General features: G+C 62.3%; 24 protein-coding genes, 1 tRNA gene and 1 pseudogene. 20 read left to right on the top strand and 6 right to left on the bottom strand.

The window, feature by feature from the left end; translation table 11 throughout:
- Window positions 1–384: 384 nt before the first annotated feature.
- Entirely contained in the window at window positions 385–1,668 is a 1,284-nt protein-coding gene (locus tag EQW76_RS12175; protein WP_142824859.1) for an FAD-binding oxidoreductase, read from the top strand.
- Between the two features lie 44 nt (window positions 1,669–1,712).
- Window positions 1,713–3,245 (top strand): aldehyde dehydrogenase family protein, encoded by a 1,533-nt coding sequence (locus EQW76_RS12170; RefSeq protein ID WP_142824647.1) that lies wholly within the window; start codon window positions 1,713–1,715, stop codon window positions 3,243–3,245.
- A 53-nt stretch (window positions 3,246–3,298) separates the two neighbouring features.
- Here the strand turns inward: EQW76_RS12170 and EQW76_RS12165 are convergent, their stop codons facing one another.
- A complete protein-coding gene (locus EQW76_RS12165) occupies window positions 3,299–4,618 on the bottom strand; it encodes a glucoamylase family protein (RefSeq protein ID WP_142824858.1) in 1,320 nt (439 codons plus the stop codon).
- 360 nt (window positions 4,619–4,978) lie between these two features.
- On the opposite strand from EQW76_RS12165, the gene EQW76_RS12160 reads away from it, so the two are divergent.
- Window positions 4,979–5,479 carry a ferritin-like domain-containing protein gene (locus EQW76_RS12160; RefSeq protein WP_142824646.1) on the top strand — a complete coding sequence of 167 codons (501 nt, stop codon included), beginning with the start codon at window positions 4,979–4,981 and terminating at the stop codon, window positions 5,477–5,479.
- Window positions 5,480–5,678: 199 nt separating this feature from the next.
- On the top strand, window positions 5,679–7,721 hold the full coding sequence (locus tag EQW76_RS12155; protein WP_142824645.1) for an NAD(+) synthase: 2,043 nt from the start codon (window positions 5,679–5,681) through the stop codon (window positions 7,719–7,721).
- Between the two features lie 49 nt (window positions 7,722–7,770).
- On the opposite strand, the gene EQW76_RS12150 is transcribed toward EQW76_RS12155, so the two are convergent.
- Both EQW76_RS12150 and EQW76_RS12145 read right to left on the bottom strand, forming a co-directional pair.
- Window positions 7,771–8,532, bottom strand: a complete 762-nt coding sequence (locus EQW76_RS12150; RefSeq protein WP_142824644.1) for an IclR family transcriptional regulator C-terminal domain-containing protein — start codon at window positions 8,530–8,532, stop codon at window positions 7,771–7,773.
- A 196-nt stretch (window positions 8,533–8,728) separates the two neighbouring features.
- Window positions 8,729–8,803, bottom strand: a tRNA-Gly gene (locus tag EQW76_RS12145).
- Between the two features lie 249 nt (window positions 8,804–9,052).
- On the opposite strand from EQW76_RS12145, the gene EQW76_RS12140 reads away from it, so the two are divergent.
- The 4 genes from EQW76_RS12140 to EQW76_RS12125 all read left to right on the top strand — a co-directional run bounded on the left by EQW76_RS12140 (window position 9,053) and on the right by EQW76_RS12125 (window position 11,596).
- Window positions 9,053–9,562 (top strand): prolyl-tRNA synthetase associated domain-containing protein, encoded by a 510-nt coding sequence (locus tag EQW76_RS12140; RefSeq protein ID WP_142824643.1) that lies wholly within the window; start codon window positions 9,053–9,055, stop codon window positions 9,560–9,562.
- A gap of 57 nt (window positions 9,563–9,619) precedes the next feature.
- Window positions 9,620–10,588, top strand: coding sequence for a thioredoxin (trxA, locus tag EQW76_RS12135; protein ID WP_142824642.1), 969 nt, complete (start codon window positions 9,620–9,622; stop codon window positions 10,586–10,588).
- 148 nt (window positions 10,589–10,736) lie between these two features.
- Entirely contained in the window at window positions 10,737–11,399 is a 663-nt protein-coding gene (locus EQW76_RS12130) for an LON peptidase substrate-binding domain-containing protein (protein ID WP_142824641.1), read from the top strand.
- An 8-nt stretch (window positions 11,400–11,407) separates the two neighbouring features.
- Window positions 11,408–11,596: a Trm112 family protein gene (locus tag EQW76_RS12125; protein WP_111219606.1), complete on the top strand. Its 189-nt coding sequence runs from the start codon at window positions 11,408–11,410 to the stop codon at window positions 11,594–11,596.
- 7 nt (window positions 11,597–11,603) lie between these two features.
- Here the strand turns inward: EQW76_RS12125 and EQW76_RS12120 are convergent, their stop codons facing one another.
- Window positions 11,604–12,896 (bottom strand): ubiquinone biosynthesis hydroxylase, encoded by a 1,293-nt coding sequence (locus EQW76_RS12120; protein WP_257625649.1) that lies wholly within the window; start codon window positions 12,894–12,896, stop codon window positions 11,604–11,606.
- A gap of 5 nt (window positions 12,897–12,901) precedes the next feature.
- On the opposite strand from EQW76_RS12120, the gene tesB reads away from it, so the two are divergent.
- From tesB to EQW76_RS12090, 7 genes and pseudogenes are all read left to right on the top strand, one after another.
- The gene (tesB, locus tag EQW76_RS12115) at window positions 12,902–13,783 is read left to right on the top strand and encodes an acyl-CoA thioesterase II (RefSeq protein WP_142824639.1); all 882 of its coding nucleotides are present in this window, start codon (window positions 12,902–12,904) and stop codon (window positions 13,781–13,783) included.
- Between the two features lie 222 nt (window positions 13,784–14,005).
- On the top strand, window positions 14,006–14,344 hold the full coding sequence (locus EQW76_RS12110) for a P-II family nitrogen regulator (protein WP_111220017.1): 339 nt from the start codon (window positions 14,006–14,008) through the stop codon (window positions 14,342–14,344).
- Between the two features lie 28 nt (window positions 14,345–14,372).
- A complete protein-coding gene (locus EQW76_RS12105) occupies window positions 14,373–15,740 on the top strand; it encodes an ammonium transporter (protein ID WP_142824638.1) in 1,368 nt (455 codons plus the stop codon).
- A gap of 243 nt (window positions 15,741–15,983) precedes the next feature.
- A complete protein-coding gene (locus EQW76_RS12100) occupies window positions 15,984–18,647 on the top strand; it encodes a DNA translocase FtsK (protein ID WP_142824637.1) in 2,664 nt (887 codons plus the stop codon).
- A 189-nt stretch (window positions 18,648–18,836) separates the two neighbouring features.
- Window positions 18,837–18,890 (top strand): annotated as a pseudogene (locus EQW76_RS30230) (hypothetical protein); the annotation flags it as partial.
- Window positions 18,891–18,972: 82 nt separating this feature from the next.
- Window positions 18,973–19,449, top strand: a complete 477-nt coding sequence (locus EQW76_RS12095; RefSeq protein ID WP_348539567.1) for an outer membrane lipoprotein carrier protein LolA — start codon at window positions 18,973–18,975, stop codon at window positions 19,447–19,449.
- A gap of 124 nt (window positions 19,450–19,573) precedes the next feature.
- Window positions 19,574–20,377 (top strand): exodeoxyribonuclease III, encoded by an 804-nt coding sequence (locus EQW76_RS12090; RefSeq protein ID WP_142824635.1) that lies wholly within the window; start codon window positions 19,574–19,576, stop codon window positions 20,375–20,377.
- A gap of 7 nt (window positions 20,378–20,384) precedes the next feature.
- On the opposite strand, the gene EQW76_RS12085 is transcribed toward EQW76_RS12090, so the two are convergent.
- Both EQW76_RS12085 and EQW76_RS12080 read right to left on the bottom strand, forming a co-directional pair.
- Window positions 20,385–20,840, bottom strand: a complete 456-nt coding sequence (locus tag EQW76_RS12085) for a cyclic nucleotide-binding domain-containing protein (protein WP_111219592.1) — start codon at window positions 20,838–20,840, stop codon at window positions 20,385–20,387.
- Window positions 20,841–20,850: 10 nt separating this feature from the next.
- Entirely contained in the window at window positions 20,851–21,534 is a 684-nt protein-coding gene (locus EQW76_RS12080) for a response regulator transcription factor (RefSeq protein ID WP_142824634.1), read from the bottom strand.
- 154 nt (window positions 21,535–21,688) lie between these two features.
- Here EQW76_RS12080 and EQW76_RS12075 point away from each other — a divergent pair, with 154 nt between their 5' ends.
- The 5 genes from EQW76_RS12075 to EQW76_RS12055 all read left to right on the top strand — a co-directional run bounded on the left by EQW76_RS12075 (window position 21,689) and on the right by EQW76_RS12055 (window position 25,647).
- Complete coding sequence (locus EQW76_RS12075) at window positions 21,689–22,237, top strand: L,D-transpeptidase family protein (RefSeq protein ID WP_142824857.1); 549 nt, start codon at window positions 21,689–21,691, stop codon at window positions 22,235–22,237.
- Between the two features lie 145 nt (window positions 22,238–22,382).
- Window positions 22,383–23,213, top strand: a complete 831-nt coding sequence (locus tag EQW76_RS12070) for an aldo/keto reductase (protein WP_142824633.1) — start codon at window positions 22,383–22,385, stop codon at window positions 23,211–23,213.
- Between the two features lie 96 nt (window positions 23,214–23,309).
- A complete protein-coding gene (locus EQW76_RS12065; RefSeq protein WP_142824632.1) occupies window positions 23,310–23,849 on the top strand; it encodes a DedA family protein in 540 nt (179 codons plus the stop codon).
- A gap of 172 nt (window positions 23,850–24,021) precedes the next feature.
- Window positions 24,022–24,258, top strand: a complete 237-nt coding sequence (locus EQW76_RS12060; protein WP_111219583.1) for an Lrp/AsnC ligand binding domain-containing protein — start codon at window positions 24,022–24,024, stop codon at window positions 24,256–24,258.
- Between the two features lie 189 nt (window positions 24,259–24,447).
- Complete coding sequence (locus tag EQW76_RS12055; RefSeq protein ID WP_142824631.1) at window positions 24,448–25,647, top strand: glycosyltransferase family 4 protein; 1,200 nt, start codon at window positions 24,448–24,450, stop codon at window positions 25,645–25,647.
- The last annotated feature ends 10 nt before the right edge of the window (window positions 25,648–25,657 follow it).

Here is a 25,657-nt window from a genome sequence, read left to right as displayed (position 1 = left end):
GGCCGGGTCTTGGAGGGGTTGCTGTCTACGCAGGCGACTTCTTCAAGGGTCCGCAGAAGTGGATCCCTTCGGGCCCCTAGGCTCGGCGTGCCTGTGTGGCATAACTCCGGCAGCTTTTCCCTTAACGGGACCTGGGTCGGAAACAGAGGATCCGGAGTTGCGGATAAAAACTGTCGAACGGGGCACATCGCGTGTCACTTCACTAAAAATCATCAGGCACTCGGTGTGCCCCGGCCATCAGAATTGTCATGACACGGACCGAACAGGCCGCGTGAACGGGGAAGCGTGGGGGTTGTTGTCGGGCCGGTGCAAAGCCCTCGGAATCGTCTTTCACAACCGCAAGTCGGGCGCTAAGGTGGGCCCACGCAACGAATGGACCGAATGATGCTCAACGACCCGCGCTCCCATGGCCTATGGGAAAAGACCGCCCCGCCGCCGCCTGTGACGCAGCCGCTTGCCGGCGCGGTATCGGCCGATGTGGTGATCGTCGGCGGCGGTTATACGGGCCTGTCGTCGGCCCTGCATCTTGCCGAGGCCGGCACGCGGGTGGTGCTTCTCGAAGGCAACGAGATCGGCTTCGGTGGCGCCGGGCGCAATGTCGGGCTGATCAATGCCGGCATGTGGGTGATGCCCGACGACGTGCCGGGCGTGCTTGGCCCGCTCTACGGCGAGCGCCTGCTCGATACGCTCGGCAACGGCCCTGAACTGGTGAAGGCGCTGATCGACAAGCACAGCATTGCCTGCGAACTCGAGCGCAACGGGACGCTGCACTGCGCCGTCGGCGCCGATGGGCTGAAGGAGATCGAGGCCCGCGCCCGCCAGTGGGCGAGTCGAGGGGCGCCCGTCACCGTGCTCGATGCCGACGAGACGCGCCGCCGCATCGGCAGCGACGGCTATGCCGGCGCGCTGCTCGACATGAGGGCCGGGACGCTGCAGCCGCTTGCCTATGCGCGCGGGCTTGCCAAGGCGGCCATCCGTGCCGGCGCAACACTCCACACCGGCAGCCGCGTTACGGAGACCAGCCGCGAGGGCAGTCGCTGGGTGGTAAGGACAGCCGCCGGCAGCGTCACCGCCGACTGGATCGTCGTCTCCACCGATGCCTACAGCACCGGGCCGTTCGAACAGGTGCGCGGCGAGCAGGTTTTGCTGCCCTATTTCAATTTTGCCACCGTGCCGCTGGGAGACAATCTGCGCAAATCCATCCTGCCCGGCCGCGAAGGTGCCTGGGACACCAAGGAGGTGCTGTCTTCCTTCCGCATGGACCAGGCCGGGCGCCTGGTGTTCGGCAGCGTCGGGGCACTGCGCAACACCGGTGCCGCGATCCACAAGGGCTGGGCCCGGCGGTCCCTGAAGCGGCTGTTCCCGCAGCTTGGCGACATCGAATTCGAATGCGAATGGTACGGCAAGATCGGCATGACCGACAATGCCCTCCCGAGGTTTCACAGGTTCGCCGAAAACGTCGTCGGCTTCAGCGGCTATAACGGGCGCGGCATCGCGCCAGGCACGACATTCGGAAAGACCCTTGCAGCCCATATCCTCGGACGGATCGGCGAAAACGAACTGCCGCTGCCACCGACCGAGGTTGGCGCCCCCCGCTTCCGTGCCCTCAAGGAAATGTGGTACGAGGCCGGCGCCCAGATTGCCCATCTTGCCGAGTCCCGCTTCTAGCCGGCGCCAGGCCACCATCAGACCAACTCAAGGGACAGCCTCACATGACCGCTCTCGATCTTGCCCAGGAAACCAAAAAGATCTTAACCGACCTCGGCGTCGCCACGGAACGCTTTACCGGCGGCACCCTGTCGGTAACATCGCCGATCACAGGCGGCGAAATCGGCCGCCTGCCGGAGCACTCCGTTGCAGAGGCCCGCGCGGCCATCGACGCGGCGCATGAAGCCTTCCTCACCTGGCGCACGGTTCCGGCGCCGAAACGCGGCGAACTGATCCGCCTGCTCGGCGAAGAGCTTCGCGCCGGCAAGGCGGCACTCGGCCGGCTGGTCTCCATCGAGGTCGGCAAGATCACCTCGGAAGGTCTCGGCGAAGTGCAGGAGATGATCGACATCTGCGACTTCGCGGTCGGCCTGTCCCGCCAACTCTACGGACTGACGATCGCCACCGAGCGCTCCGAGCACCGGATGATGGAAAGCTGGCACCCGCTCGGCGTCACCGGCATCATCTCGGCCTTCAATTTCCCCGTTGCCGTCTGGTCGTGGAATGCGGCGCTGGCCATGGTCTGCGGCAATTCGACGGTGTGGAAGCCATCGGAAAAGACGCCGCTGACGGCGCTCGCCACCCAGGCGCTGTTCGAAAAGGCGCTGAAGCGCTACGTCGCGGAAGGCGGTTCTGCGCCGGCTAATCTTTCGACACTGCTGATCGGCGGCCGCGATATCGGCGAAGCGCTGGTCGATCACGTCAAGGTGCCGCTGGTGTCTGCCACCGGCTCGACCGCCATGGGCCGCACTGTCGGCCCGAAACTTGCCGCCCGCTTTGCCCGCGGCATTCTCGAACTCGGCGGCAACAACGCCGCCATCGTCTGCCCGACGGCCGATCTCGACCTGACGCTGCGCGGCGTCGCCTTTTCGGCGATGGGCACGGCCGGCCAGCGCTGCACCTCGCTGCGTCGCCTATTCGTCCACGAGAGCGTATACGACCAGCTGGTACCGCGATTGCAGAAGGCCTATGGCTCGGTGAGCGTCGGTAATCCGATGGAAGACGGCGTGCTGGTCGGACCGCTGATCGACAGGCAGGCGTTCGACAAGATGCAGGCGGCGCTGGCAGCAGCCAAGGCAGAGGGCGCAACCGTCACCGGCGGCGAGCGCGTTGAGGCCGATGGCGCGGATGCCTTCTACGTTCGGCCGGCGCTGGTGGAAATCCCAGCGCAGACCGGCCCGGTCGTCGAGGAAACCTTCGCGCCGATCCTCTACGTCATCAGGTACAGCGATTTCGATGCGGTTCTCGACCTGCACAATGCCGTGCCGCAGGGCCTTTCGTCGTCGATCTTCACCAACGACATAAGGGAAGCGGAGACCTTCCTGTCGTCACGCGGTTCGGATTGCGGCATTGCCAATGTCAATATCGGCCCGTCCGGCGCCGAGATCGGCGGGGCTTTCGGCGGCGAGAAGGAAACCGGCGGCGGCCGCGAATCCGGCTCGGATGCCTGGCGCGCCTATATGCGTCGCGCCACCAACACCATCAATTACGGCCGCACGCTGCCGCTCGCCCAGGGCGTCAAGTTCGACGTCGAATAAGGGATGCCATAGAATGCGCGGCGGCCGGGGCCGCCGCGCATTCCTTTGAAAAATCAGGAGATGGCGTCAGGTTCGCCATCGAGCCAGCCGCCCTTGAAACCGGCCTTCTCGAGGCCCTTGCGCATGATCGGCGAGCCGCGCAGGAGCTTCCAGATCAATCCGGTGCGGTCGTTCTCGATCATGATCACCAGGAGACCCTGGTCGATGGCGACCGAGCGGTCATCGACCCAGCCGTCTGGTCCCTTGCCTTCGACGGTCGGGTTAAAGCCGCCGACGAAGCATCCGTCGAGCATGATGTTGGGATAGGCCGACATCAGCGCCCGGGTACCGCTGAGGGCTGCCTTGCGGTCGAAGGGCAGGCAGGAGAGCGGCGCCCAGGGGGCGATGGTGCCGTCATCCGGGCCGAACGGTGCGCCACGGGCGGCATAGCCCAGCACTTTCGGTCTCCCGCGCCGGCTATGGCGGCCGCCTGTCGGGTTGGGTCCGTCGCAGGCGGTCAGGCCCCAGACCTCGCGGCTATAGCCGGCAAAATGGCCGGGGTTGCGGTCGGCATAGTCGCGCTGCGTATCGATGGCGATCTGGGTGTTGAGAAAATAGTCGCTGTCCTTCTCCGCCATGTACTTGTCGCGGATACCGCGAAAGTCGATCCAGGCGTGGGAGAACAGGTGGATGAAAAGCGGGCCGGCATAGAGGAACGGCTTGTTCTTGACCATCATCCAGTTGTAGGTCGAGGCAAAGGCATCGTAGCATTTTGCCGGAATGGGATGGGTCGGCGACGCCATCGCCATGGCATAGAGCAGGATCGCCTCGTCGTAGCCCTGCCAGCGCCAGCGCAGGAAACCGCCGCCCGGCTTCCAGCCCATCGTCAGCGTGTCGCCCTTGTTCAGCGCCCAGCGCCAGTCGGCCCGCTCGTAGAGCATGGTCGCAAGCTCGCGGATCTCGGCATCGTCGGGCTCGTCGCGGTCGAAATAGGCGGCGACGGTGAGGACGCCCATGAACAGCAGGGCGGTGTCGATAAGCGACAGCTCGCTGTTCCAGGCGCGGTTGCCGGTCTTCATGTCGATGAAATGGTAATAGAAGCCGCGATGGCCGGTGGCCGCGCGTTCCTCGCCCTGGTCGCTGTCGGCAAAGAAATCCAGCGTCGTCAGGATGATTTCGGCTGCTTCCGTCCGGTCGATCCAGCCGCGCTCGATGGCGACGGGATAGCTCGAAAGCGCAAAGCCGACAGCCGCGATGCTGCAGTGGCTGCCCTTGATCGAGGTGTCCGCCACAAGCCCGTTTTCGCGGTTGGTGTGGCGCAGGAAATAGGTGAAGGCAGATTTCTGAAGGCGATCGACGAGGGCATCGTCGGTTTCCTCGCTGCGTTGAAGCATTGCAAATCCATCCATTGTCCGCCCCCTCCATGTGCTTTGCGGCATGCCAAACGTCAACTGCAAATCAATGTGATCGATGCTGCCACGCGTTCATCAACGATTGCTTAAGAAAGTGGCGTCTGCCCTATCCGCAGCCAAAAATAGTTGCGAAAGACCGCCAGAATTCAACTCACGGGGGCGTCAAGAATTAAAGGTCGGTGTGAAAAGCGACAATCGAGGCGGCCGACAGCCCGGGAAATTATCGGTGCTCCAGCGTCTCCTCGGTATGGGGGAAGTCGATTTCAATGGTCCGGAACCGAGCGGAACAATTGCTCGGAATGCAGGTTGAGTCACCTGAAAGCCAACCCACAGGAGAACCTCATGGCCGACAAAACACTCAACGACCTCTTCATCGACACGCTGAAAGATATCTATTTCGCCGAGCGCCAGATCGTGAAAGCGCTGCCGAAAATGGCTCGTGCTGCGCAGTCGCCGGAACTGAAAGCTGCCTTCAAGAAGCACCAGGAAGAAACCCAGGGCCAGATCGAACGCCTGCAGCAGGTTTTCGAACTGGTCGGCAAGCCCGCCCGCGGCAAGACCTGCGAAGCCATCCAGGGGATCATCGCCGAAGGTGAAGAGATCATCGAGGAATTCGCCGGGTCGCCAGCCCTTGATGCAGGTCTGATCTCGTCCGCTCAGGCGGTCGAACACTACGAGATCGCCCGCTACGGCACGCTGAAGAACTGGGCGACACAGCTCGGCATGAAGGAAGCCGCCGACCTGCTCGATGCAACGCTGCAGGAAGAAGGCGCAACTGACGAAGCGCTGACTCAGCTGGCCAACGCTTCGGTCAATGACAAGGGCAAGAAGAAGGTCGCCTGAGGCACCTCTTCTCCATCTAGAAAGGCGGTCGTCCCCGGGGCGGCCGCTTTTTTTGGCTTTCCACCCGCCTGAAGCTTGATATCGGCGACATCAAACTCTGGCGCATCGCCCTTGTCGGACCGCTGCCTGAGGGCTTAATAGAAGGACATAGTTGACGTGATTTTCGCCCTGCCCTAGGTGGCGGCGAAGGGAGACTACGATGACCTTCTTCTCCGCCTACGACCAGGGTTTCGTGCGTGTTGCCGCCTGCACTCCCGTCTGCGAGATAGCCGATCCCGCGACCAATGCTGCCGAGATCATGCGGCAGGCGACAATCGGCCATGCCGAGCATGTCGCCCTCATGCTGTTTCCGGAACTATCCGTCTCCGCCTACGCGATCGACGATCTGCTTGGCCAGAGCGTGCTGCTCGAGGGCGTAGAGAAGGCGCTGCTCGATATCGCGGCATTCACCCGCACGATCGCGCCGGTGCTGATCGTCGGTGCACCGCTGCACAAGGATGGCCGGCTTTATAATTGCGGCGTTGCCATCCATGACGGCAAAATCCTCGGCGTGGTGCCGAAATCCTATCCGCCGAACTACCGCGAATTCTACGAGCGCCGCTGGTTCGCTTCCGGCCGGACCATTCGCGGCTCGTCCATCGCGGTTGGCGGCCAGACCGTCCCATTCGGCGTCGATCTGCTGTTCGAAGCGGAGAATCATCCCGATTTCGTCTTCCACATCGAAATCTGCGAGGATTTCTGGGTGCCGACGCCGCCGAGCGATTTCGGCGCACTAGCGGGGGCGACCATTCTCACGAACCTGTCGGCAAGCAATATCACAGTCGGAAAGTCCGAGACGCGCAAGCGCCTTTGCGCCACGCAGTCTTCGCGGGCTCTGGCGGCCTACGTCTATTCGGCAGCCGGTCCCGGCGAATCGACCACCGATCTCGCCTGGGACGGACAGGCCTGCGTCTACGAGCTCGGCGAGCTTCTGGCGGAGACGGAGCGCTTTCCGGGCGGCTCGCAGATGTGCATCGCCGATATCGACGTCGAGCGTCTGAAGCAGGAACGCCTGCGTCAGGGAACGTTCGGGGAAGCTGCCCTCAATGTCGATCCGGACCGCGCGTTTCGCCGCGTCGGCTTCCGCACTGCGCGGCCGGAAGGTGATAGCGACCTGCGCCGCACTGTTGCCCGCTTTCCCTTCGTGCCCGCCGATCCGAGCCAGCTGGCGCAGGATTGCTACGAGACCTTTAATATACAGGTGCAGGGCCTGCAGAAGCGCCTCAAGGCAACCGGCATCAAGCGTTTGTGCATCGGCATTTCCGGCGGCCTCGATTCGACCCATGCGCTGCTGGTGGCGGCCCGCGCCTTCGACCAGCTGGGCTGGCCGCGTTCGGATATCCTGGGCTTTACCATGCCGGGTTTTGCGACCGGTGACGAAACGCTGGCCAATGCCTGGGCACTGATGCGCAGCCTCCATATCACGGCCGACGAGATCGACATCAAGCCGCTGGCGCTGCAATTACTGAAGGATCTCGGGCACCCCTTCGCAGGCGGCGAGCCGGTCTATGACGTGACGTTCGAGAATGTGCAGGCAGGCTTGCGCACCGACTTCCTGTTTCGCGCCGCCAACCAGCGCAACGCCTTCGTGCTCGGCACCGGCGACCTGTCGGAAATTGCGCTGGGCTGGTCGACCTACGGCGTCGGCGACCATATGAGCCACTACAACGTCAACGCCTCGGTTTCGAAGACGCTGATCCAGCATCTGGTGCGCTGGGTCATCCACTCGAACGACTTCGACGCCGACACAAACGCCACGCTCGACCGGGTGCTGAACACCATCATTTCGCCGGAGCTTGTCCCGGCTGGTGCAGATGGCGCGATCCAGAGCACGGAGGACCGGATCGGTCCTTATGCGCTGCACGACTTCGCGCTTTATTATATCAGCCGCTACGGGCTGAAGCCGTCGAAGGTGGCGTTCCTTGCCTATCACGCCTGGAAGGATGCCGAAGCCGGCGCCTGGCCGCCGAATTTTCCGGCCGATAAAAGGCAGGCCTATACGCTGCCGGAGATCAAGCACTGGCTGGAAAATTTCCTGTTCCGCTTTTTCACCATCAGCCAGTTCAAGCGCTCGGCCTCTCCGAACGGCCCGAAGGTTACCTCCGGCGGCTCGCTGTCGCCGCGCGGCGACTGGCGGGCACCGTCCGATGGCAATGCCCGGCTTTGGCTTAAGGAACTGGCGGACAACGTGCCGGATGCGTGAGGCAGTGACGTCGGGCAGCTACGGCTTGTGAACCCTCTATTCGTCGGGGTCAGCTGAGGATCCCGGCTAGTTCCCGGCTCGTCTGCTGGAGAGCGTCGAGATACTGTGCCACGACCGAGGGCATGGGCTCGTCCGACATGGGAAGGCCGGTGTTGAGCGCTGCGACGACCTGGCCACGGGCATTCTTCAGCGGCACGGCGATCGAGCGCAGCCCAATCTCGACTTCCTGGTCGACGGCGGCGTAACCCTGCGCCTTTATGCGTCCGAGCTCATCAAGGATGGCGTCCGGATCTGTCAGCGTAAACGAAGTCCTCGCCGTCAGCGGCGCGCTGGATAGCAGCGCGCGCGCCTGATCTTGCGGCAGCGTGGCGAGGAGAATGCGGCCCATCGAGGTGCAGTAGGCCGGTAGGCGCGATCCCGGCATCAGCGTGATCGACATCACCTTGCGCTCGGCGGCACGCGCCACGTAGACGATTTCGTGTTCGTCGAGGATCGCCACGGACGTACTTTGCCGGATCGTCTCGGACAGCCTGTCCAGAAAGGGCTGGACAATACGCGGTAGCGGCATCGACGCCAGGCAGCCGGTGCCGAGACGCAGCACCCTCGGGGTGACGGTGAAGTATTTTCCATCATAGGCACAATAGCCGATATCGGCCAGCGTCAGCAGGCAGCGCCGCGTGGTGGCGCGATCGAGGCCCGCCATTGCGGCCGCCTCCGAAATGCTGAGGCGCGGTGTCTCGGCCGTAAACGCTTCGATGACGCGCAGCCCCTTGGCAAGACCGCCCATCATGTCACTCGGCTTCATGTCCATCAGAGGCCCTTCGTGCGATATGGCAACAAAGTGCTTCTATCGCACAGGGTCATGATGGTCGAGATGCGGGATTTGTGATGAAGTCCAAGGCGTCAGAAATGCGCGAAGCGCGCACATCTGAGAATGATTTGTATCTTTAGTACAGGAAGATTTTACTCATTTGCGTCCCGTCATCGACACATGTCGAGAGGGAAATTGGAGCGGGTGAAGCGATTCGAACGCTCGACCCCAACCTTGGCAAGGTTGTGCTCTACCCCTGAGCTACACCCGCTCATCCCACTGGTCCGGGGGTAGTCTGTGGACCGTGGCGCCACCTTGCGGCGACGGGCGCTATATGGCCCAACCGTTTTTCAAATGCAACAGGAAATCTTTCGGCTTCGAGAAAAATTTGTCACACAGTTCGGAGCGTATGCGAAAAACCGTTCAGCAGCAGGACTTTCGCCCCAAAAGATTGCCAAAAGGCAGGCAGGGACGTATCACCGCAGCGACCCATTCTGCAGACGTTGCCAAGTGAGATCCGATGACCGAGCCGACCCCGAAAACCCGCGCCGATCTGTTCGCCTTTCTGGACGGGCTGGGCATCGCCCACACGACGCTCGATCATCCCGCCGTGTTTACCGTCGCCGAATCTGTATCGCTGCGCGACCAAATTCCCGGCGGCCATACCAAGAACCTTTTCGTAAAGGACAAGAAGGACAACTTCTTCCTTCTGACTGTCGAGGAAAATGCTGCCGTCGATCTGAAGACGGTCCACACCCTCATCGGTGCGGCCAGCAAGGTGTCGTTTGGCAAGCCGGAGAAGCTGATGGAATATCTCGGCGTCATCCCTGGTGCCGTGACGGCATTCGGCGCGATCAACGATATCGGCCACCACGTCACCTTCGTGATCGACGAGGCGCTGATGGCGGACGACATCATCAATTGCCACCCGCTGTCGAACGAGGCAACGACCTCGATCGCCACGCAGGATCTCGTGCGCTTCATGGAGGCGACAGGCCACACGCCGCTCGTCTTGAAAGTTGCGTCCTGAGATACGATTATAAACGCTATAATTTCGGTCCGGACACGCGGACAGACGGGAGACATCATGAGCGGCACAGACAATCCCTATAACGCGGCTTCGCTGGGCGGACAGATGTCGGGCTCCGTCGCCATGGGAGCCCCTGCTGCAGGCGGCTCCCACATCAAGGATACGACGACGGCGACTTTCACGCGTGACGTGATCGACGAATCCCGAAAGCAGCCGGTGCTGGTCGACTTCTGGGCGCCGTGGTGCGGTCCGTGCAAGCAGCTGACACCAGTGATCGAAAAGGTCGTCAACGAGGCTGGCGGACGCGTCAAGCTGGTGAAGATGAACATCGACGATCACCCGTCGGTCGCAGGCCAGCTCGGCATCCAGTCGATACCGGCCGTCATCGCTTTCGTCGATGGCAGGCCTGCCGATGGCTTCATGGGCGCCGTGCCGGAAAGCCAGGTGCGCGAATTCATCGACAAGATTGCCGGGCCTGCCGGCCCAGATGCAGAAGCTGCCGAAATCGCCGCCATTCTCGAGGAGGCAGCAGCCTTGCTCGCCTCGTCGGACATCCATGGTGCTGCCGAGCTCTTCGGCGCCGTCCTGCAGGCCGACCCGGAGAACCCCAAGGCGCTTGCCGGCATGGCCGAATGCATGATCGCCGCCGGCCAGAGCGAGCGGGCCCGCCAGGCGCTCACCGATCTGCCGGAGACGCTGTCGAAGGATGCAGGCATCCAGGCGGTGGTGAAAAGGCTCGACCAGATCGAGGAGGCTGCCAAGCTCGGTGACCCCTCAGCGCTCGAACAGCAGCTGGCACTGCAGCCGGACGATCACGCGGCGCGCCTCAAGCTTGCCAAGATCCGCAATGTCGAGGGCGACCGGAATGCGGCTGCCGAACACCTGCTGACCATCATGCGTCGCGACCGGACCTTCGAGGATGACGGCGCTCGCCGCGAGCTGCTGGCATTCTTCGATGTCTGGGGTCCGAAAGATCCTGCCACCATCGCTGCAAGACGCCGACTGTCTTCAATCCTGTTTTCGTAGGGCTTGCCCTGTTCTCTCAGGGCTTAGCCGATCCTCATAAAATCTGGCCCGTCACTTGCGTTTTCGGTGGCGGTTCCCACATCTTGACGAGACATCTGCTGCGCATAGGATGCATGGTGGACGCTGTAACCAGAACGGGAAACCTTTAATGCAGGTGGGCAACGCCAGATATCTGAAGCCGAGCGATCTGCCCGAATCGGTCGCGATCTTTCCGCTGACCGGGGCGCTGCTTCTTCCGGGCGGGCAGTTGCCGCTGAATGTCTTCGAACCGCGCTATCTCGCGATGTTCGACGCTGCAATATCGGGCAACAGGCTGATCGGCATGATCCAGCCGGCGCTGGGCGACGCTGCGGATAGCGGCCAGCTTGCGCATGTCGGCTGTCTCGGACGCATCACGTCCTTTGCCGAGACCGGCGATGGGCGGTACATGGTATCGCTGACGGGGATTTGCCGTTTCCGGGTCATGGACGAGATTTCCGGTCATCACCCCTACCGGACATTCCGCATCGCGCCATTCTTCGCGGATCTGAAGGCGGAAGACGAGGAAAGCAGCGTCGATCGCGCCGGCCTCCTCTCCGCATTCAAGGCCTTCCTGGAAGCCAACAAGCTCGAGGCGGACTGGGATAGCGTGGAGCGGGCCGGCAACATGACGCTGGTCAATTCGCTGTCGATGATGGCGCCGTTCGAACCTGCCGAAAAACAGGCGTTGCTCGAAGCCCCGGACCTCAAGACAAGGGCCGAGACGTTCGTCGCCATTACCGAAATCGTGCTGGCGCGCAGTTTCGGCGATTCCGACACCATCCTGCAATAGGTGCTGAGATGGTCGATACCGTCAGCAAGGTCGATACCAAGCTCCTGGACCTGCTCGTCTGCCCGCTGACGAAATCGCGGCTGAGCTATGATCGCGAGCGTAATGAACTCGTCTCCGAAAAGGCTAGGCTCGCCTATCCCATCCGCGACGGCATCCCGATTATGTTGACCTCGGAAGCCCGCCGCATCGAGGACTGATCGGTCCTCAGATCGTCTCGCCTGCAAGCAGCCGGGGATTGTGAGCGGCGCTCGTGCCGGCAGCCTGGCCGATGAAATAGGATTTCAACGCCGGCAACCTGTCGACCAGGCCGAGGCCGAAATCGCGAGCGATACGCAGCGGCGCAACGTCGTTTGAAAACAGCCTGTTCAGCACATCGGTGGTGACGCCCATCCGGAAGGTGTCGAAGCGACGCCAGGTCTGGTAGCGCTCCAGCGTGTGGATCGAGCCGATATCGATACCTAGGCGGTCCGCCTCGACGATGGTTTCCGCCAGCGCCGCCACGTCCTTGAAGCCCAGATTGAGACCCTGGCCCGAGATCGGGTGGATACCGTGCGCGGCGTCGCCGGCGAGAGCGAGACGTGGTGCCACGAAAGCGCGGGCGAGCGTCAGGCCGAGCGGGAAGGCGCGTTTGCCGCCGACCACCTTCAGCGCGCCGAGCTTGCGGCCGAAACGACGTTCCAGTTCCTCCTCGAAGATCAGGTCGTCGGCAGCGACCAGCCGGTCGGCATCGGCCGTGCGCTCCGTCCAGACCAGCGAAGAGCGATTGTTTTTGAGTGGCAGTATGGCAAACGGGCCGGAGGGCAGGAAGTGCTCCTCGGCGCAGCCATTGTGCGGACGCTCATGCTCGATGGTAGTGACGATGCCGGACTGGCCGTAATTCCAGCTGACGGTCTTGATGCCGGCCATCTCGCGCAGCTTCGATTTTACCCCGTCGCAGGCCACCAGCAGCTTGGCCTCCAGCATGCTGCCGTCGGAGAGGGTCAGAGACACGCTGCTGTCGGCAGTCTTGAAGTCGGTCGCGGAGAGGCCTTCGCGGATGGTGATGCCGAGCCTTTCGCAGGCTCCCCTGAGCGCGCCGACCATGGCGACGTTCGGCACCATGTGGGCAAAGGGTTCGCCTTCGACAACTGCACCCTCGAAGGTCAGGAAGACGGGGCGAACGGGGTCGGCGGTGCGCGAATCGGTGACGATCATCTTGGTGATCGGTTCGGCCTCGGGAAGGATGTCGTCCCAGACGCCGAAGACGGAGAGCATGCGCGAGGCTGCGGTGATGATCGCCGAGGCGCGCTGATCCTTCTTCCAGCTACCCTCAGGCGCAGCCTCAATCACCATCACATCGAGATGCGGGGCCGCCTGCTTGACAGCCACCGCTGCGGAAAGGCCCACGTAACCGCCACCTACCACCAGCATGTCCAACATTGCGCTCTCCTGCTTCCCGTGATCCACTGCCCGTCTATATAGATCAGCCTGACGTCCGTTCCTACTGCCGGAGAGCATCCATTATGTCGCGCCACCCCCATTCCGCCGCCATGGAACAATTGCTCTCGACGCTGGATCTGGAGGCCATCGAGGTCAATCTTTTCCGTGGCGTCTCTCCTGATGTCGGCTGGCAGCGGGTGTTCGGCGGCCAGGTGGTCGGCCAGGCCGTCATGGCGGCGCAGCGCACGGTGGATGCCCACCGTCACATCCACTCCCTGCACGGCTACTTCATGCGACCCGGCGATCCCTCCGTGCCGATCCTCTACCAGGTCGAACGGCTGCGTGACGGCGGCAGCTTTGCCACCCGGCGCGTGCTTGCCATCCAGCACGGCCAGGCGATCTTCTCGATGTCGGCCTCGTTCCAGATCGATGAGCCCGGCTACGATCACCAGATTGCCATGCCCGCGCGACCGGCGCCGGAAGAACTCCTCGGGGAACAGGAGATCAAGGAGAAATATCTCGCCCAGGCGCCGGCCTCGATCCGCAGGTACTGGGAACAACCGAGGCCGATCGAGATCCGGCCGGTGTCGCTGACGCATTATTTTTCCAACACCAAGCTCGATCCGCAGCAGGACGTGTGGGTGCGCGCGACCGGCCCGGTGCCGGACGACCGCCATTACCAGGCGGCCGTGCTGGCCTACCTGTCGGACATGACGCTTCTCGACGGCGCGCTGTTTGCGCACGGCACATCGATATTCGATCCCAGCCTCCAGGTGGCGAGCATCGATCACGCCATGTGGTTCCACCGTCCGTGCGCGCTGGACGATTGGCTTCTTTACACTCAGGACAGTCCGAGCGCCTCCGGAGCGCGTGGACTGGCCAGGGGAAGCCTTTTTAACCGGTCAGGCGTGCTGATTGCCTCCGTCGCCCAGGAAGGCTTGATTCGGAAAAAGGCAAATGCCTAATTAACGTGCAAAATCGTAAATTTGCCTTATATTTGCTCGCTTTCAGACGCCGAAATTGCCTCATTTTTGGGGATGTGTTTTTATCCCATTGATTTTCAACGGCTTAATGGCTGATTTGAATCTGGCACGGCCTTTGAATGTAGAAGACCAGTCGCTGCCCATTCGATGGTCGGCGTCGAGAAGGGTCGGCCTGTGCCGAGGGTAACAAAGGATGGGAACCAGATGAAAATTGTGATGGCCATTATCAAGCCGTTCAAGCTCGATGAGGTCCGTGAGGCTCTCACGGCGGTCGGCATTCAGGGCCTGACCGTGACGGAAGTGAAGGGCTACGGGCGTCAGAAGGGGCACACCGAAATCTATCGCGGCACGGAATATGCGGTCAGCTTCCTTCCGAAACTGAAAATCGAAGTCGCGGTCTCCACCGAGATCGTCGACAAGGCAGTCGAAGCCATTGCCGCATCTGCCAAGACCGGCCAGATCGGCGACGGCAAGATCTTTGTTTATTCGATTGACCATGCCGTGCGTATCCGTACCGGCGAAACCGATTCAGAAGCGCTGTAAGTCACGGCCGATCAGGGAGTTTTCCGCAATGTCTCTTTCCAAGTTGTCTTCCACGCTGACAGGGCTGGGCGTCGCTTCTGCCGCTCTGCTCGCGCCGGTGATTGCGTTCGCGCAGACGGCGACCGATGCTGCCGCAACCGCGGTTGCCGCTGCCCCGGTGCCTGACAAGGGCGATACCGCCTTCATGTTCATCTCGACGATCCTCGTCCTGTTCATGCTCGTTCCCGGCCTCGCACTTTTCTACGGCGGCCTCGTCCGCTCGAAGAACATGCTTTCCGTGCTGATGCAGTGCACCGTCATCGGCGCTACTGTCATGTTGATCTGGGTTATCTACGGTTACTCCTTCGCCTTCGGCGGCGGCACCAGCCCTTACTGGGGCGGCACGGCTAAGATGTTCCTGTCGGGCGTCAACACCACGACCACGGCGGCAACCTTCTCCAAGGGCGTCGTCATTCCTGAATTCATCTTCATGCTCTTCCAGATGACCTTCGCCGCCATCACGCCGGCGCTGATCATCGGGGCCTATGCCGAACGCATCAAGTTCTCGGCCTCGGTGCTGTTCTGCGCATTGTGGGTTACCTTCGTCTACTTCCCGATCGCCCACATGGTCTGGGACTCGAACGGCTTCCTGTTCAAGATGGGCGCCCTCGATTTCGCTGGCGGTACCGTCGTGCACATCAATGCCGGTGTTGCCGGTATCTGCGGCGCCCTGCTCATCGGCAAGCGCACAGGCTACGGCAAGGACATGATGGCTCCGCACTCCATGACATTGACCATGGTCGGCGCTTCCATGCTCTGGGTCGGCTGGTTCGGCTTCAATGCCGGCTCCAACCTTGAAGCTTCCGGCGGCGCAATGCTTGCTACCGTCAACACCTTCATCGCCACTGCCGCCGCCATCGTTTCTTGGTCGCTGGTCGAAACACTGACACGCGGCAAGGCTTCGATGCTCGGCGGCGCGTCCGGCATGGTTGCCGGTCTGGTTGCCGTTACACCGGCTGCCGGCATCGTCGGCCCGATGGGAGCCATCGTACTCGGCCTCATCGTCTCGCCGCTGTGCTACTTCTTCGTCTCTGTGGTGAAGAACAAGTTCGGCTACGACGACACGGCTGACGTGTTCGGCGTCCACTGCATCGGTGGTATCTTCGGCGCGCTGGCAACAGGCATCTTCGCCAGTGCATCGCTCGGCGGCGTCGGCTATGCCGAAGGCGTCACCATGAGCAGCCAGCTTATGGTCCAGGCGACCGCTGTCCTGACCACCATCGTCTGGTGCGGCGTTGGCTCGCTCATCCTCTACAAGGTTGTCGATGTCATCGTTGGCCTGCGCGTCACGGTCGAAGCCGAGCGCGAAGGCCTCGACCTTGCCTCGCACGGCGAAGCCGCCTACCACGCATCGTAATCCGAGAGACCGTCCTGCCGAAGCTACGTCTTCGGCAAGGCTGATCCTCCCGTCGCGTCCGATCGAAAGATAGGTCGTCTTTGGCCCGAGCCTCCGGTTCGGGCCTTTTTCGTGGAATGAGCCAGCGCGTCAAGCATGGTTAACGCCGCTTTAACCCTCGTCTGGTTAGGTGGGGCTGACGTATTGAATGATCGGCATTGCGTCGATTCGTCCGATCATCGCCAACAGACGGGCTTAAGCATTATGGGCAGAAGCAATTCGCCAGCATTGGACGGTCGTCCCGTCCGCTTCACGCTCTCGACATTCGTGATCCGGCAGATTACCGGGCTCGCCGGTTTCGTCTTGTTCTTCTTTCTGGCGCTGGCAGTTGCCGCGCTGGCGACCTGGAACGTGATGGACCCGAGCTATTCCTACGCCACCAGCAATGCGCCCACCAATATCCTCGGTGCCTACGGCGCCATCTTCGCCGATGTCGTCATGCAGGCGCTGGGGCTCTCCAGCGTCATCGTCATGTTGCCGGTCGTCGCCTGGGCCCTTGCCCTCGTCTCCGGTCGCAAGCTTCACCGCCTGCCTGCCCGCCTAGCAGCCTGGGTCGGCGGTGCAGCACTTGCCGCCGCTGCCGTCGGCTGCCTGCCGGAGCCGCTCACCTGGCCGATCCCGAACGGCATCGGCGGCGTCATCGGAGACATGATCCTGCGCTTTCCGGCCTTGTTCGTCGGCGCCTATCCAAGCGGCGTGTTCGGCGCCGTCGTTGGCACCGTCTTTGCCGTGCCTGCCATTTGGTGCATGCTGTTTGCGGCAGGCCTGATCGGTAACAGCATCGACGATTTCGACTTCGAAGAGGACGAGGAAGACGATATCCCCAGCCGCATGCGCGCCGTCGGTGACGATGCGGAGGATGACGAGCCGCGGTTTCTTGCCTTCGGCGTCGTCATTCACATGTGGTACAATGCCAAGGCGCGCCTGCGCCGGCTGTTCGGCATGGGTCCCCGCCAGCGGCGCGACCACGCCTTCGACGCCCCTTACGATTTCAACGACGACGAATTCGGTCGCCTGAACGAGCCTGCCCGCGCCAAGACAGCAGCCAGCCGCAGCGAGCGGCTCGAGCCGTCCATGGATGGCAGTCCGTCGCGCCGCGTCATCTCGGCACCCCCGATTTCCGTCGGCGACGCAGACCATGACGACGACGACAATGATGTACCGTTCGACGTCGATCCGCGCCGTCCTGCCGGCATTCTGCCCGATGACGACGACGTCATCCGCCCTATCGGCTCCCGAGCTTCGCCTTCCAACGCCGGCCACCGCGTCATTCCGCCGGCACCGCGCCCGAAACCCGGCATTCGCGCCGAGCGCGAGGCGCAGACCTCGTTCATACGTCCCCAGGGCTTCCAGCTGCCGGCCGTGCACCTGTTAGCCGAACCGAAAGCCGTGGTGCGCGATTCGACGCTGTCGGCCGATGCGCTGGAACAGAACGCCCGCATGCTCGAAGGCGTGCTGGAAGATTTCGGCGTCAAAGGCGAAATCATCCATGTCCGCCCGGGTCCCGTCGTCACGCTCTACGAGCTGGAGCCGGCGCCCGGTATCAAGTCCTCGCGCGTCATCGGCCTTGCCGACGATATCGCCCGCTCGATGAGCGCGATTGCTGCCCGTGTTGCCGTCGTCCCCGGCCGCAATGCCATCGGCATCGAATTGCCGAACAATATCCGCGAAACCGTCTATCTGCGCGAGATGATCGCGTCGCGGGATTTCGAGACCTCCAAGGCGAAGCTCGCCATGGCACTCGGCAAGACCATCGGTGGCGAACCCGTCATTGCAGACCTCGCCAAGATGCCGCATCTGCTGGTCGCCGGCACCACCGGCTCGGGCAAGTCGGTGGCGATCAACACGATGATCCTGTCGCTGCTCTACCGGATGACGCCGGAGCAGTGCCGCCTGATCATGATCGATCCGAAAATGCTCGAACTCTCCGTCTATGACGGCATCCCGCATCTGTTGTCGCCCGTCGTCACCGATCCAAAAAAGGCCGTCGTGGCGCTCAAGTGGACCGTCCGCGAGATGGAAGAGCGCTACAAGAAGATGTCGAAGATCGGCGTGCGCAATATCGACGGCTTCAATACCCGCGTCGAGCAGGCTGCTGCCAAGGGCGAGGCGATTTCGCGCACCGTGCAGACGGGCTTCGACCGGGCGACCGGCGAGGCTATGTACGAAACGGAAGAGTTCGACCTGAAGCCGCTTCCCTACATCGTCGTCATCATCGACGAGATGGCCGACCTGATGATGGTCGCCGGCAAAGATATCGAAGGCGCCGTGCAGCGCCTGGCGCAGATGGCGCGTGCCGCAGGTATCCACGTCATCATGGCAACGCAGCGTCCCTCCGTCGATGTCATCACCGGCACGATCAAGGCAAACTTCCCGACGCGCATTTCCTTCCAGGTGACTTCGAAGATCGACAGCCGCACCATCCTCGGCGAACAGGGTGCCGAACAGCTGCTCGGCATGGGCGACATGCTCTACATGGCCGGCGGCGGTCGCATACAGCGCGTTCACGGCCCCTTCGTTGCCGATGGCGAGGTCGAGGACATCGTCGCCTATCTGAAGACGCAGGGCTCGCCGCAATATCTCGACGCCATCACCGCAGACAGCGATGAGGACGACGAGGATGGCGACGGTCCAGTCGGCACCGGTAACCTGTCGGATTCGGACGATCCCTACGACCAGGCCGTGGCTGTGGTACTGCGCGACGGCAAGGCCTCGACATCCTATGTCCAGCGCCGTCTCGGCATCGGCTATAACCGCGCCGCCTCGCTGATCGAGCGGATGGAGCAGGAAGGCATCATCGGCCCGGCCAACCATGCCGGAAAGCGCGAGATCCTGGTGCCGACGGAAGCCGATATCCTCGACCGCTAGCAAGTATCGTCGGGTTGTCCGGCTGGGGCTACTAAGGCTCTCGGCAAATTGACCGTGCGCCCTATGTATGTCGCCGAAAAGGTCATGAAGCCGCCGGTTTTCAGCGCCATAGAGATCGGCAAAGGAGATTTTAATGAAAAAGACTGAAGTCGGCGCCGTCGCACGCAGCCCGTTGCAGCTGACGCGCCGCCATTTCATCGGCGCCTGCGCTGTCGGACTCGTGGCTGCCGCCTTGCCGTTCAACGCCTTCGCCCAGGCAACCTCCAATGCGCCGCCGCCGGCGCTGGCCCAGGCCATTGCCGACCACTTCTCCGCAACCAAGACCATGCAGGGCTCGTTCGTGCAGTTCGGTCCGCGTGGCGACCAGACCGGCGGCCGGTTCTTTATCGAGCGGCCGGGCAAGATGCGCTTCAACTACGACGATCCATCGCCGATGCGGGTAATCTCCGACGGTTACAATGTCGTGGTCGGCAATTCGCAGCTGAAGACCTGGAACACCTATCCGCTGTCAAAGACGCCGTTGACGCTGCTGCTCGCCAGCAAGATCGACCTTTCGGCCGACATGGTGCGCAGCGTCAAGGTTGAACCGACGCTTACCACCATCGTGCTCGGCAGCCGGACGATCTTCGGCGATTCGACCATCACCATGATGTTCGATTCCAAGACCTACGATCTGCGCCAGTGGACGGTGACAGACAACCAGGGCAAGGACACGTCGGTCGTTATCAGCAACGTCAAGACCAACGTTGCCTTCGACGAAAGCGTGTTCAAGATTCCGAGCGACACCAGCGCCCGCCACTGAACCTTTTCATCTTCTCTGTCGGGGCGGTCGCGGCGAGCGGCCGCCCTTTGTTTTTCGCCGTTCTGGCAGTTTCCTTTCATTGCTGCTCGGTCTAAGCCATGGCCATCCATTCAAGAGGCATGGCATGAGCTTTTCGATCACCACGTGGAATATCAATTCGGTGCGGCTGCGCATGCCGATCATCGAAAAGCTGGTGATGCAGCAGCAGCCGGACATTCTTTGCCTTCAGGAAACCAAGGTCATCAACGATCTCTTCCCGTTGGCGCCGCTGCGCGCCATGGGCTACGAGCACATCATCATCCACGGCCAGAAGGGCTATCACGGCGTTGCCATCGCCTCGCGCATCCCGCTCGTCGAGGATCATCGCCAAGATTTCTGCGGCGTCGGCGATGCCCGGCATATCTCGGCGATTTTCGAGCGTGGCGGCCGTCGGGTGCGGCTGCATAATTTCTACGTGCCGGCCGGCGGCGACGAGCCGGACCGGACGATCAACCCGAAATTCGGTCACAAGCTCGATTTCATCGAGGAGATGAAGCAGCTGCATGCCAATGCCGAGCCCGACACCTCTGCCATCCTCGTCGGCGATCTCAACATCGCGCCGCTCGAGAACGATGTCTGGTCGCACAAGCAGCTGCTGAAGATCGTCAGCCATACGCCCGTCGAGACGGAAGGCCTGCTGGAGGTGATCAGGGGTGGAGCCTGGGTTGATCTCATGCGCCAGACGGTGCCGGCCAGCGAAAAGCTCTACACCTGGTGGAGCTACCGCGCCAAGGACTGGGAGGAGGCCAATCGCGGTCGCCGCCTCGACCATATCTGGGGATCGGCCGATCTCGGGCCCCTGCTACAGCGCATCGACATCCTCAAAGAGGCGCGCGGCTGGGACAGGCCATCCGATCACGTGCCGGTGACGGCGCATTTCGATCTCTGAGCCGTCCTTATGAAAAGCGGTCGAGCATCGCGACCGCCTGATTGACCATGATATTGAAATTGTCGCGCACCCGGCGTTCGATAAGCTGCGCTGCCTCGGGATATTCCTCGATCAGCCGGTGAAACAGCGCCCGGGTGATGCGAACGACGGTCGAATCCTCAAGCGCGATGGCCGTGTATTTGCGCTCGACCAGCGTTACCAGCGCCAGCTCGGACAACAGCGTGCCCGCCTCTACGAGAGCTTCGACCCGCGATGCGCCTTTTCCATCCTGCGTCGTCAGTTCGAAACGGCCGCTGGCCACCACATAGGCGCATTCGGCCGGCGACCGCTCGCGAAACAGGGTCTGGCCGGCAGCGATGTGCCGCCGATCGGCCCCGAAGGCGATCAGCCGCAGTTGATCCTCGCCCATGCCCTGGAAAAGCGGCAGTTGCGAAAACAGCTGGATATCGTCACTGAGGGCCATCGGAAACGCCTTACGGGATGATCTTGTAGCCGCCGTTTTCCGTTACCAGAATTTCGGCATTCGATGGATCACGCTCGATCTTCTGGCGCAGGCGGTAGACGTGGGTTTCCAGCGTGTGGGTGGTGACGCCGGAATTGTAGCCCCAGACTTCTTCGAGCAGGATATCGCGGGTGACGACCTTCTGCTCGGCGCGGTAGAGATAGCGGATAATTGCCGCTTCCTTCTCGGTCAGGCGGATCTTCTGCCCGTCTTCCGTGGTCAGCAGCTTCTGGCTCGGCTTGAACAGATAGCGGCCGACGGTGAAGGTCGCATCTTCGCTCTGCTCGTGCTGGCGCAACTGCGCACGGACACGGGCGAGAAGCACGGCGAAGCGGAACGGCTTGGTAACGTAATCGTTGGCGCCGGCTTCTAGACCCAGGATCGTGTCCGAGTCCGTGTCGTGGCCGGTCAGCATGATGATCGGTGGCTTGAAGCCGCCCTTGCGCAGCAGCTTGACGGCCTCGCGGCCATCCATATCCGGCAAGCCGACATCCATGATCAGCAGGTCGATGGCTGTGGCGCGGGCTGTAGCTATGCCCTTGCCGGCATTGGCTTCCTGCAGGACAGTGAATTCCTCGTAAAGCGACAATTGTTCGACCAGCATCTCGCGCAGATCGGTGTCATCGTCCACCAGTAGAATGGTGCGTGCGGTCATACGGCTCTCGTCCTTGTGTGGTTCGATCCGATTAAAGGCTTACGCCAAATTGCGTTTTTGGCAAGCGAAGGCACGCTTGCCGCTTGGTCGTCCCCTTGAAACTGCTAGAGTTTCATCAACAGATCGACCGGGCGAGAGAGAACACTTGAGAAAGATGGGTAAAGCAAGGCAGCAGCCAGCCACACGCAGCACGATCATCACCGTTCGCCCTGCGCCGGGAAACCGCAGCCGCGCGCTTGTCGCCTTCGACGGGGTCGTCGTGCCGGCCGCAATCGGACGAAACGGCAGGACCGTGCGCAAGCGCGAGGGTGATGGCGCAACGCCGATCGCGTCGATGCGACTTATCTCGGGCTTCGCGCGAGGCGACCGCGTCATGATGCCGGCGACGATGCTTGCCATGCGCCGTATCCGGCCAGGCATGCTGTGGTGCGACGATCCAGGCCACGCCAGCTACAACACGCTGGTCAAGGCACCCTTTCGCGCCGGTCACGAGGAGATGATGCGCGGTGACGGGGTGTATGACATCTGCCTCGTGCTCGACTGGAATATTTCAGTGCGGCAGCGCAATCGCGGCTCGGCGATCTTCTTTCACCTGATCCGCCCGGGTTTCGAGCCGACAGCCGGCTGTATTGCCGTCAGCCTGCCACACATGCGCCGCTTGCTCTCCCATGTCGGCAAGGACAGCGTCGTGCGCGTGCTTTAGCCACCGCTCTCAGGGAGGGGTGATAAACGTCGGACGCGACCTATATGAAAGGCGTCGGCCTTTGAGCCGGCGGGGCTAGGCGCCGGACCGCAGTCGGTTCGCGCCGCCCCGCATTCCGATTGAACATCATTTCCGGAGAGACAGTGTGACCGATCAAACCAGCATCACGTTTAACGACGGCCGTTCCATTCCCCAGGTCGGGCTCGGCGTCTGGCAGACGCCGAACGAGACAGCCGCACCGGCCGTGCGCGCCGCGATCGAGGCCGGCTACCGTCATATCGACACCGCCGCCATCTATGGCAACGAAGAGGGCGTCGGCGAGGGCATCCGCTCCTCCGGTGTCGACCGCAAGGATATCTTCCTCACCACCAAGCTCTGGAACGACGCACAGGGCTTCGACAGCACGTTGAAGGCCTTCGACGAGAGCCTGAAGCGCCTCGGCACCGACTATGTCGACCTCTACCTCATCCATTGGCCGGCACCATCCAAGGACCGGTATCTCGACACCTGGAAGGCGTTCGTCCAGCTGCACAGCGAAGGCCGGGCAAAGTCGATCGGCGTCTCCAACTTCGCTGCCGAACACCTGAACCGCATCATCGGCGAGACCGGTGTTACGCCTGTTCTCAACCAGATCGAACTGCATCCGGATTTCCAGCAGCGGGCGCTGCGCGAGACCCATGAGGCACTCGGCATCAAGACCCAGTCCTGGAGCCCGCTCGGCCAGGGCAAGCTGCTCGATAACGCCGTGATCGGAAAGATCGCCGGCAAGTACGGTCGCACGCCGGCGCAGGTGATCATCCGCTGGCACATCGACGCTGGCCTGATCGTCATTCCGAAGTCGGTCACCCCGAGCCGCATTGCCGAAAACTTCAAGGTATTCGACTTCAAGCTCGATGCCGATGACCTGAAGCAGATCGACACGCTCGACACCCCCGGCGGCCGCATCGGTCCGGATCCAGTCACCGCGACGTTCTGATCTCGCCTTCGCGCAAAATTTCCCGCTCCCGTCTGGCCTGCCGGCCGGGAGTGGGATAGGCATCTGGCATCGAACCCGTGACCCCGAGGGCCGCCCTTGAGCTTCCTGCATGATGCCTGGTCGTCGATCCAGCCTTTCCTTCACGAATACGGCCTGCTGACGCTCTTCCTGATCATCTACTTCGAATCGCTCGGCGCACCGCTTCCCGGCGAGAGCGCCCTCGTCAGCGCTTCGCTGCTCGCATCCCGAGGCGAGTTGAACATCGTCAGCGTCTTTTTTGTCGTCTGGGTCGCGGCCGTCGCCGGCGATTTCACCGGCTACCTGATCGGCCATTATGGCGGAAGGCCGCTACTGGAAAAGTATGGCTGGATGGTGCGCCTGACACCGGAAAGGCTGCACAAGTTCGAGGAGATCTTTCGGGTTCGCGGTCCGATCATCGTCGTCACCGCGCGTTTCTTCATTCTCCTGCGGCAGCTCAACGGCCTGATCGCTGGCTCGATGGGCATGCCATGGGCCCGCTTCCTCATTGCCAACATCATCGGCGCCGCACTCTGGACCGCCGTGTGGGGCCTCGGCCCATACTTCTTCGGCGACTTCGTAGGACGAGGATTTACAGCACTGCGCTCGCTGTTCTGATGGGGGTACTCCTCTCACTCTGGCAATCAGGATGGGCCGGTCTCAGTCGGATCCAGCGTCCCTTATCCTTGCACCCGCGAAGGCTGAAGGATGCGGGTTTGCTTGATTGCGGCGGGTTACGCGGATATGCAGGCAGGCACATCGTTTGTCTCAAATGTGCCAGGATAGAGCCATGAAGCCCATTTTCGTTCAGCTGCAATGCGCCCCCGGCAAGACCTACGAGGTCGCCGATGCCATCTACCAGACGGAGCTCGTTTCCGAGCTCTATTCGACCAGCGGCGACTACGACCTCCTGATGAAGGTCTATGTCGGCGAGGACCAGGACATCGGCAAATTCATCAACGACACCATCGCCAATATCCCGGGCATCGTCCGCTCGCTGACGACGCTGACCTTCCGGGCCTTCTGACGACGCGCCGCCCACAATCCGGCCATACCAAGCATACCTTGCCTCAGGGTCGCATTAACCCTTTCCCGCCGTATCCGCCGGCGACCGAGGCAATTTAGCGCTTCCTTAACTGGCGCAATGATTTGCTGACCCGAGACAGACACGACGCGTGTCAAGCCGGAGATCGAACTTTGGCGCGAGGGTGGACCGATGACATTGGCGCAGGCTCATGGCCGCGATTTCAAAATTCCGGACGAACGACGACCCCTGATCGTCCATGTGGTGCGCGAGTTGCTGCCTGACGGCGAGGGCACGGACGCCGTCGCCATGCTCTGCCGCCAGCTATCGCGCCGCTACCGTATCCGCGTCGTCACCTGCGAGAACCCGGCTTCCGGAATCGCCGGCAACCGGCCAGCGCGGGACACGATAGACGGTCTCGAGATCGTGCGGATTACCGGTCCCGGCAACAGCGTCTATCCTGCGGCGCTCGAGGTCTTCAGGCATATCGCTGATGCCGACCTGGTCCATGTCCACGGGGTCGACTTCTGCTTCGATGCTCTGGCCTGGGGCAGGTTTCTACATCGGCGACCGCTTATCGCGACCATCAGCTGCAACGTCCGGCACGCAAGCCGACACGAAGAGATGAAGAAGCTGTGGTTCAGCCTCGTGACGCGCCGCTCCTGCAAGGCCTATAGTCGCATTGCCTGCAGCAGCGAGCCGGACCACCGGCTTTTCGACACCATCGTTGGCAACCGCGCGACGTCGATCGGCAGCGGCGCCGACGTCGCGAAGTTCGCCAACTGCGCCGCTCTCGATACCCGTCGCCGGATCGTCACCATCGGCGGGCTGTCGTCGGAAGCCCGGCTCGACCGGCTGCTCGATGTGATGCAGGTGCTCGCCCCGCGCCATCCAGACTGGCATCTCGACATTATCGGCACGCCCTCCGGTCTTGATGGCCAGTCGCTCAACGCTGACATCCGGTCGCGTGGCCTGTCGCGGCATGTCTCGCTGCAAGCCTCGGACGACCATTGTACCATCCGAAACACGATGGCCCGCGCCTCGCTTTTTGCATCGGCCTCGGATAGCGCCGGCTCGAGGCTTGCCGTCATCGAGGCCATGAGCGCCGGCCTGCTGCCCGTGCTCAACAGCAACGACACCTTCCGGGCGCTCGCCACAGCCCATCCGGTCCTGATGCTAACCGATTTTTCCGGGGCGCAACGGTCGGCAAAGGCCCTCGAAGCCGCCTTTGCGCGCCTTGTAGCGCAGGGAACAGGCATTCGCGAAGAACTGCTCGGCATCGCCCGCAGCTATGCCTGGGACAAGGTCGCCGAGCGCTATGGTGCGCTGTATGACAACGTGCTGCCAGACCTTGAACGTGTGCCGATATGCGTTTACGGCGAACTCGCCTGACGCACGATAG

It is taken from the genome of Rhizobium sp. rho-13.1 (assembly GCF_007000305.1).
Classification (GTDB): Bacteria; Pseudomonadota; Alphaproteobacteria; order Rhizobiales; family Rhizobiaceae; genus Rhizobium; species Rhizobium rhododendri.
Note: the sequence above shows the minus strand (reverse complement) of the source record. Positions and strands in the feature narration are given on the sequence as shown.

What these genes read in the sequence shown, in the direction of transcription:
- EQW76_RS12175 (WP_142824859.1), top strand. Translation starts at nt 385, where the DNA reads ATGCTCAACGACCCGCGCTCCCATGGCCTATGGGAAAAGACCGCCCCG.
- EQW76_RS12170 (WP_142824647.1), top strand. Translation starts at nt 1,713, where the DNA reads ATGACCGCTCTCGATCTTGCCCAGGAAACCAAAAAGATCTTAACCGAC.
- EQW76_RS12165 (WP_142824858.1), bottom strand. Translation starts at nt 4,618, where the DNA reads ATGCTTCAACGCAGCGAGGAAACCGACGATGCCCTCGTCGATCGCCTT.
- EQW76_RS12160 (WP_142824646.1), top strand. Translation starts at nt 4,979, where the DNA reads ATGGCCGACAAAACACTCAACGACCTCTTCATCGACACGCTGAAAGAT.
- EQW76_RS12155 (WP_142824645.1), top strand. Translation starts at nt 5,679, where the DNA reads ATGACCTTCTTCTCCGCCTACGACCAGGGTTTCGTGCGTGTTGCCGCC.
- EQW76_RS12150 (WP_142824644.1), bottom strand. Translation starts at nt 8,532, where the DNA reads ATGGACATGAAGCCGAGTGACATGATGGGCGGTCTTGCCAAGGGGCTG.
- EQW76_RS12140 (WP_142824643.1), top strand. Translation starts at nt 9,053, where the DNA reads ATGACCGAGCCGACCCCGAAAACCCGCGCCGATCTGTTCGCCTTTCTG.
- trxA (WP_142824642.1), top strand. Translation starts at nt 9,620, where the DNA reads ATGAGCGGCACAGACAATCCCTATAACGCGGCTTCGCTGGGCGGACAG.
- EQW76_RS12130 (WP_142824641.1), top strand. Translation starts at nt 10,737, where the DNA reads ATGCAGGTGGGCAACGCCAGATATCTGAAGCCGAGCGATCTGCCCGAA.
- EQW76_RS12125 (WP_111219606.1), top strand. Translation starts at nt 11,408, where the DNA reads ATGGTCGATACCGTCAGCAAGGTCGATACCAAGCTCCTGGACCTGCTC.
- EQW76_RS12120 (WP_257625649.1), bottom strand. Translation starts at nt 12,896, where the DNA reads ATGCTCTCCGGCAGTAGGAACGGACGTCAGGCTGATCTATATAGACGG.
- tesB (WP_142824639.1), top strand. Translation starts at nt 12,902, where the DNA reads ATGTCGCGCCACCCCCATTCCGCCGCCATGGAACAATTGCTCTCGACG.
- EQW76_RS12110 (WP_111220017.1), top strand. Translation starts at nt 14,006, where the DNA reads ATGAAAATTGTGATGGCCATTATCAAGCCGTTCAAGCTCGATGAGGTC.
- EQW76_RS12105 (WP_142824638.1), top strand. Translation starts at nt 14,373, where the DNA reads ATGTCTCTTTCCAAGTTGTCTTCCACGCTGACAGGGCTGGGCGTCGCT.
- EQW76_RS12100 (WP_142824637.1), top strand. Translation starts at nt 15,984, where the DNA reads ATGGGCAGAAGCAATTCGCCAGCATTGGACGGTCGTCCCGTCCGCTTC.
- EQW76_RS12095 (WP_348539567.1), top strand. Translation starts at nt 18,973, where the DNA reads ATGCAGGGCTCGTTCGTGCAGTTCGGTCCGCGTGGCGACCAGACCGGC.
- EQW76_RS12090 (WP_142824635.1), top strand. Translation starts at nt 19,574, where the DNA reads ATGAGCTTTTCGATCACCACGTGGAATATCAATTCGGTGCGGCTGCGC.
- EQW76_RS12085 (WP_111219592.1), bottom strand. Translation starts at nt 20,840, where the DNA reads ATGGCCCTCAGTGACGATATCCAGCTGTTTTCGCAACTGCCGCTTTTC.
- EQW76_RS12080 (WP_142824634.1), bottom strand. Translation starts at nt 21,534, where the DNA reads ATGACCGCACGCACCATTCTACTGGTGGACGATGACACCGATCTGCGC.
- EQW76_RS12075 (WP_142824857.1), top strand. Translation starts at nt 21,689, where the DNA reads ATGGGTAAAGCAAGGCAGCAGCCAGCCACACGCAGCACGATCATCACC.
- EQW76_RS12060 (WP_111219583.1), top strand. Translation starts at nt 24,022, where the DNA reads ATGAAGCCCATTTTCGTTCAGCTGCAATGCGCCCCCGGCAAGACCTAC.
- EQW76_RS12055 (WP_142824631.1), top strand. Translation starts at nt 24,448, where the DNA reads ATGACATTGGCGCAGGCTCATGGCCGCGATTTCAAAATTCCGGACGAA.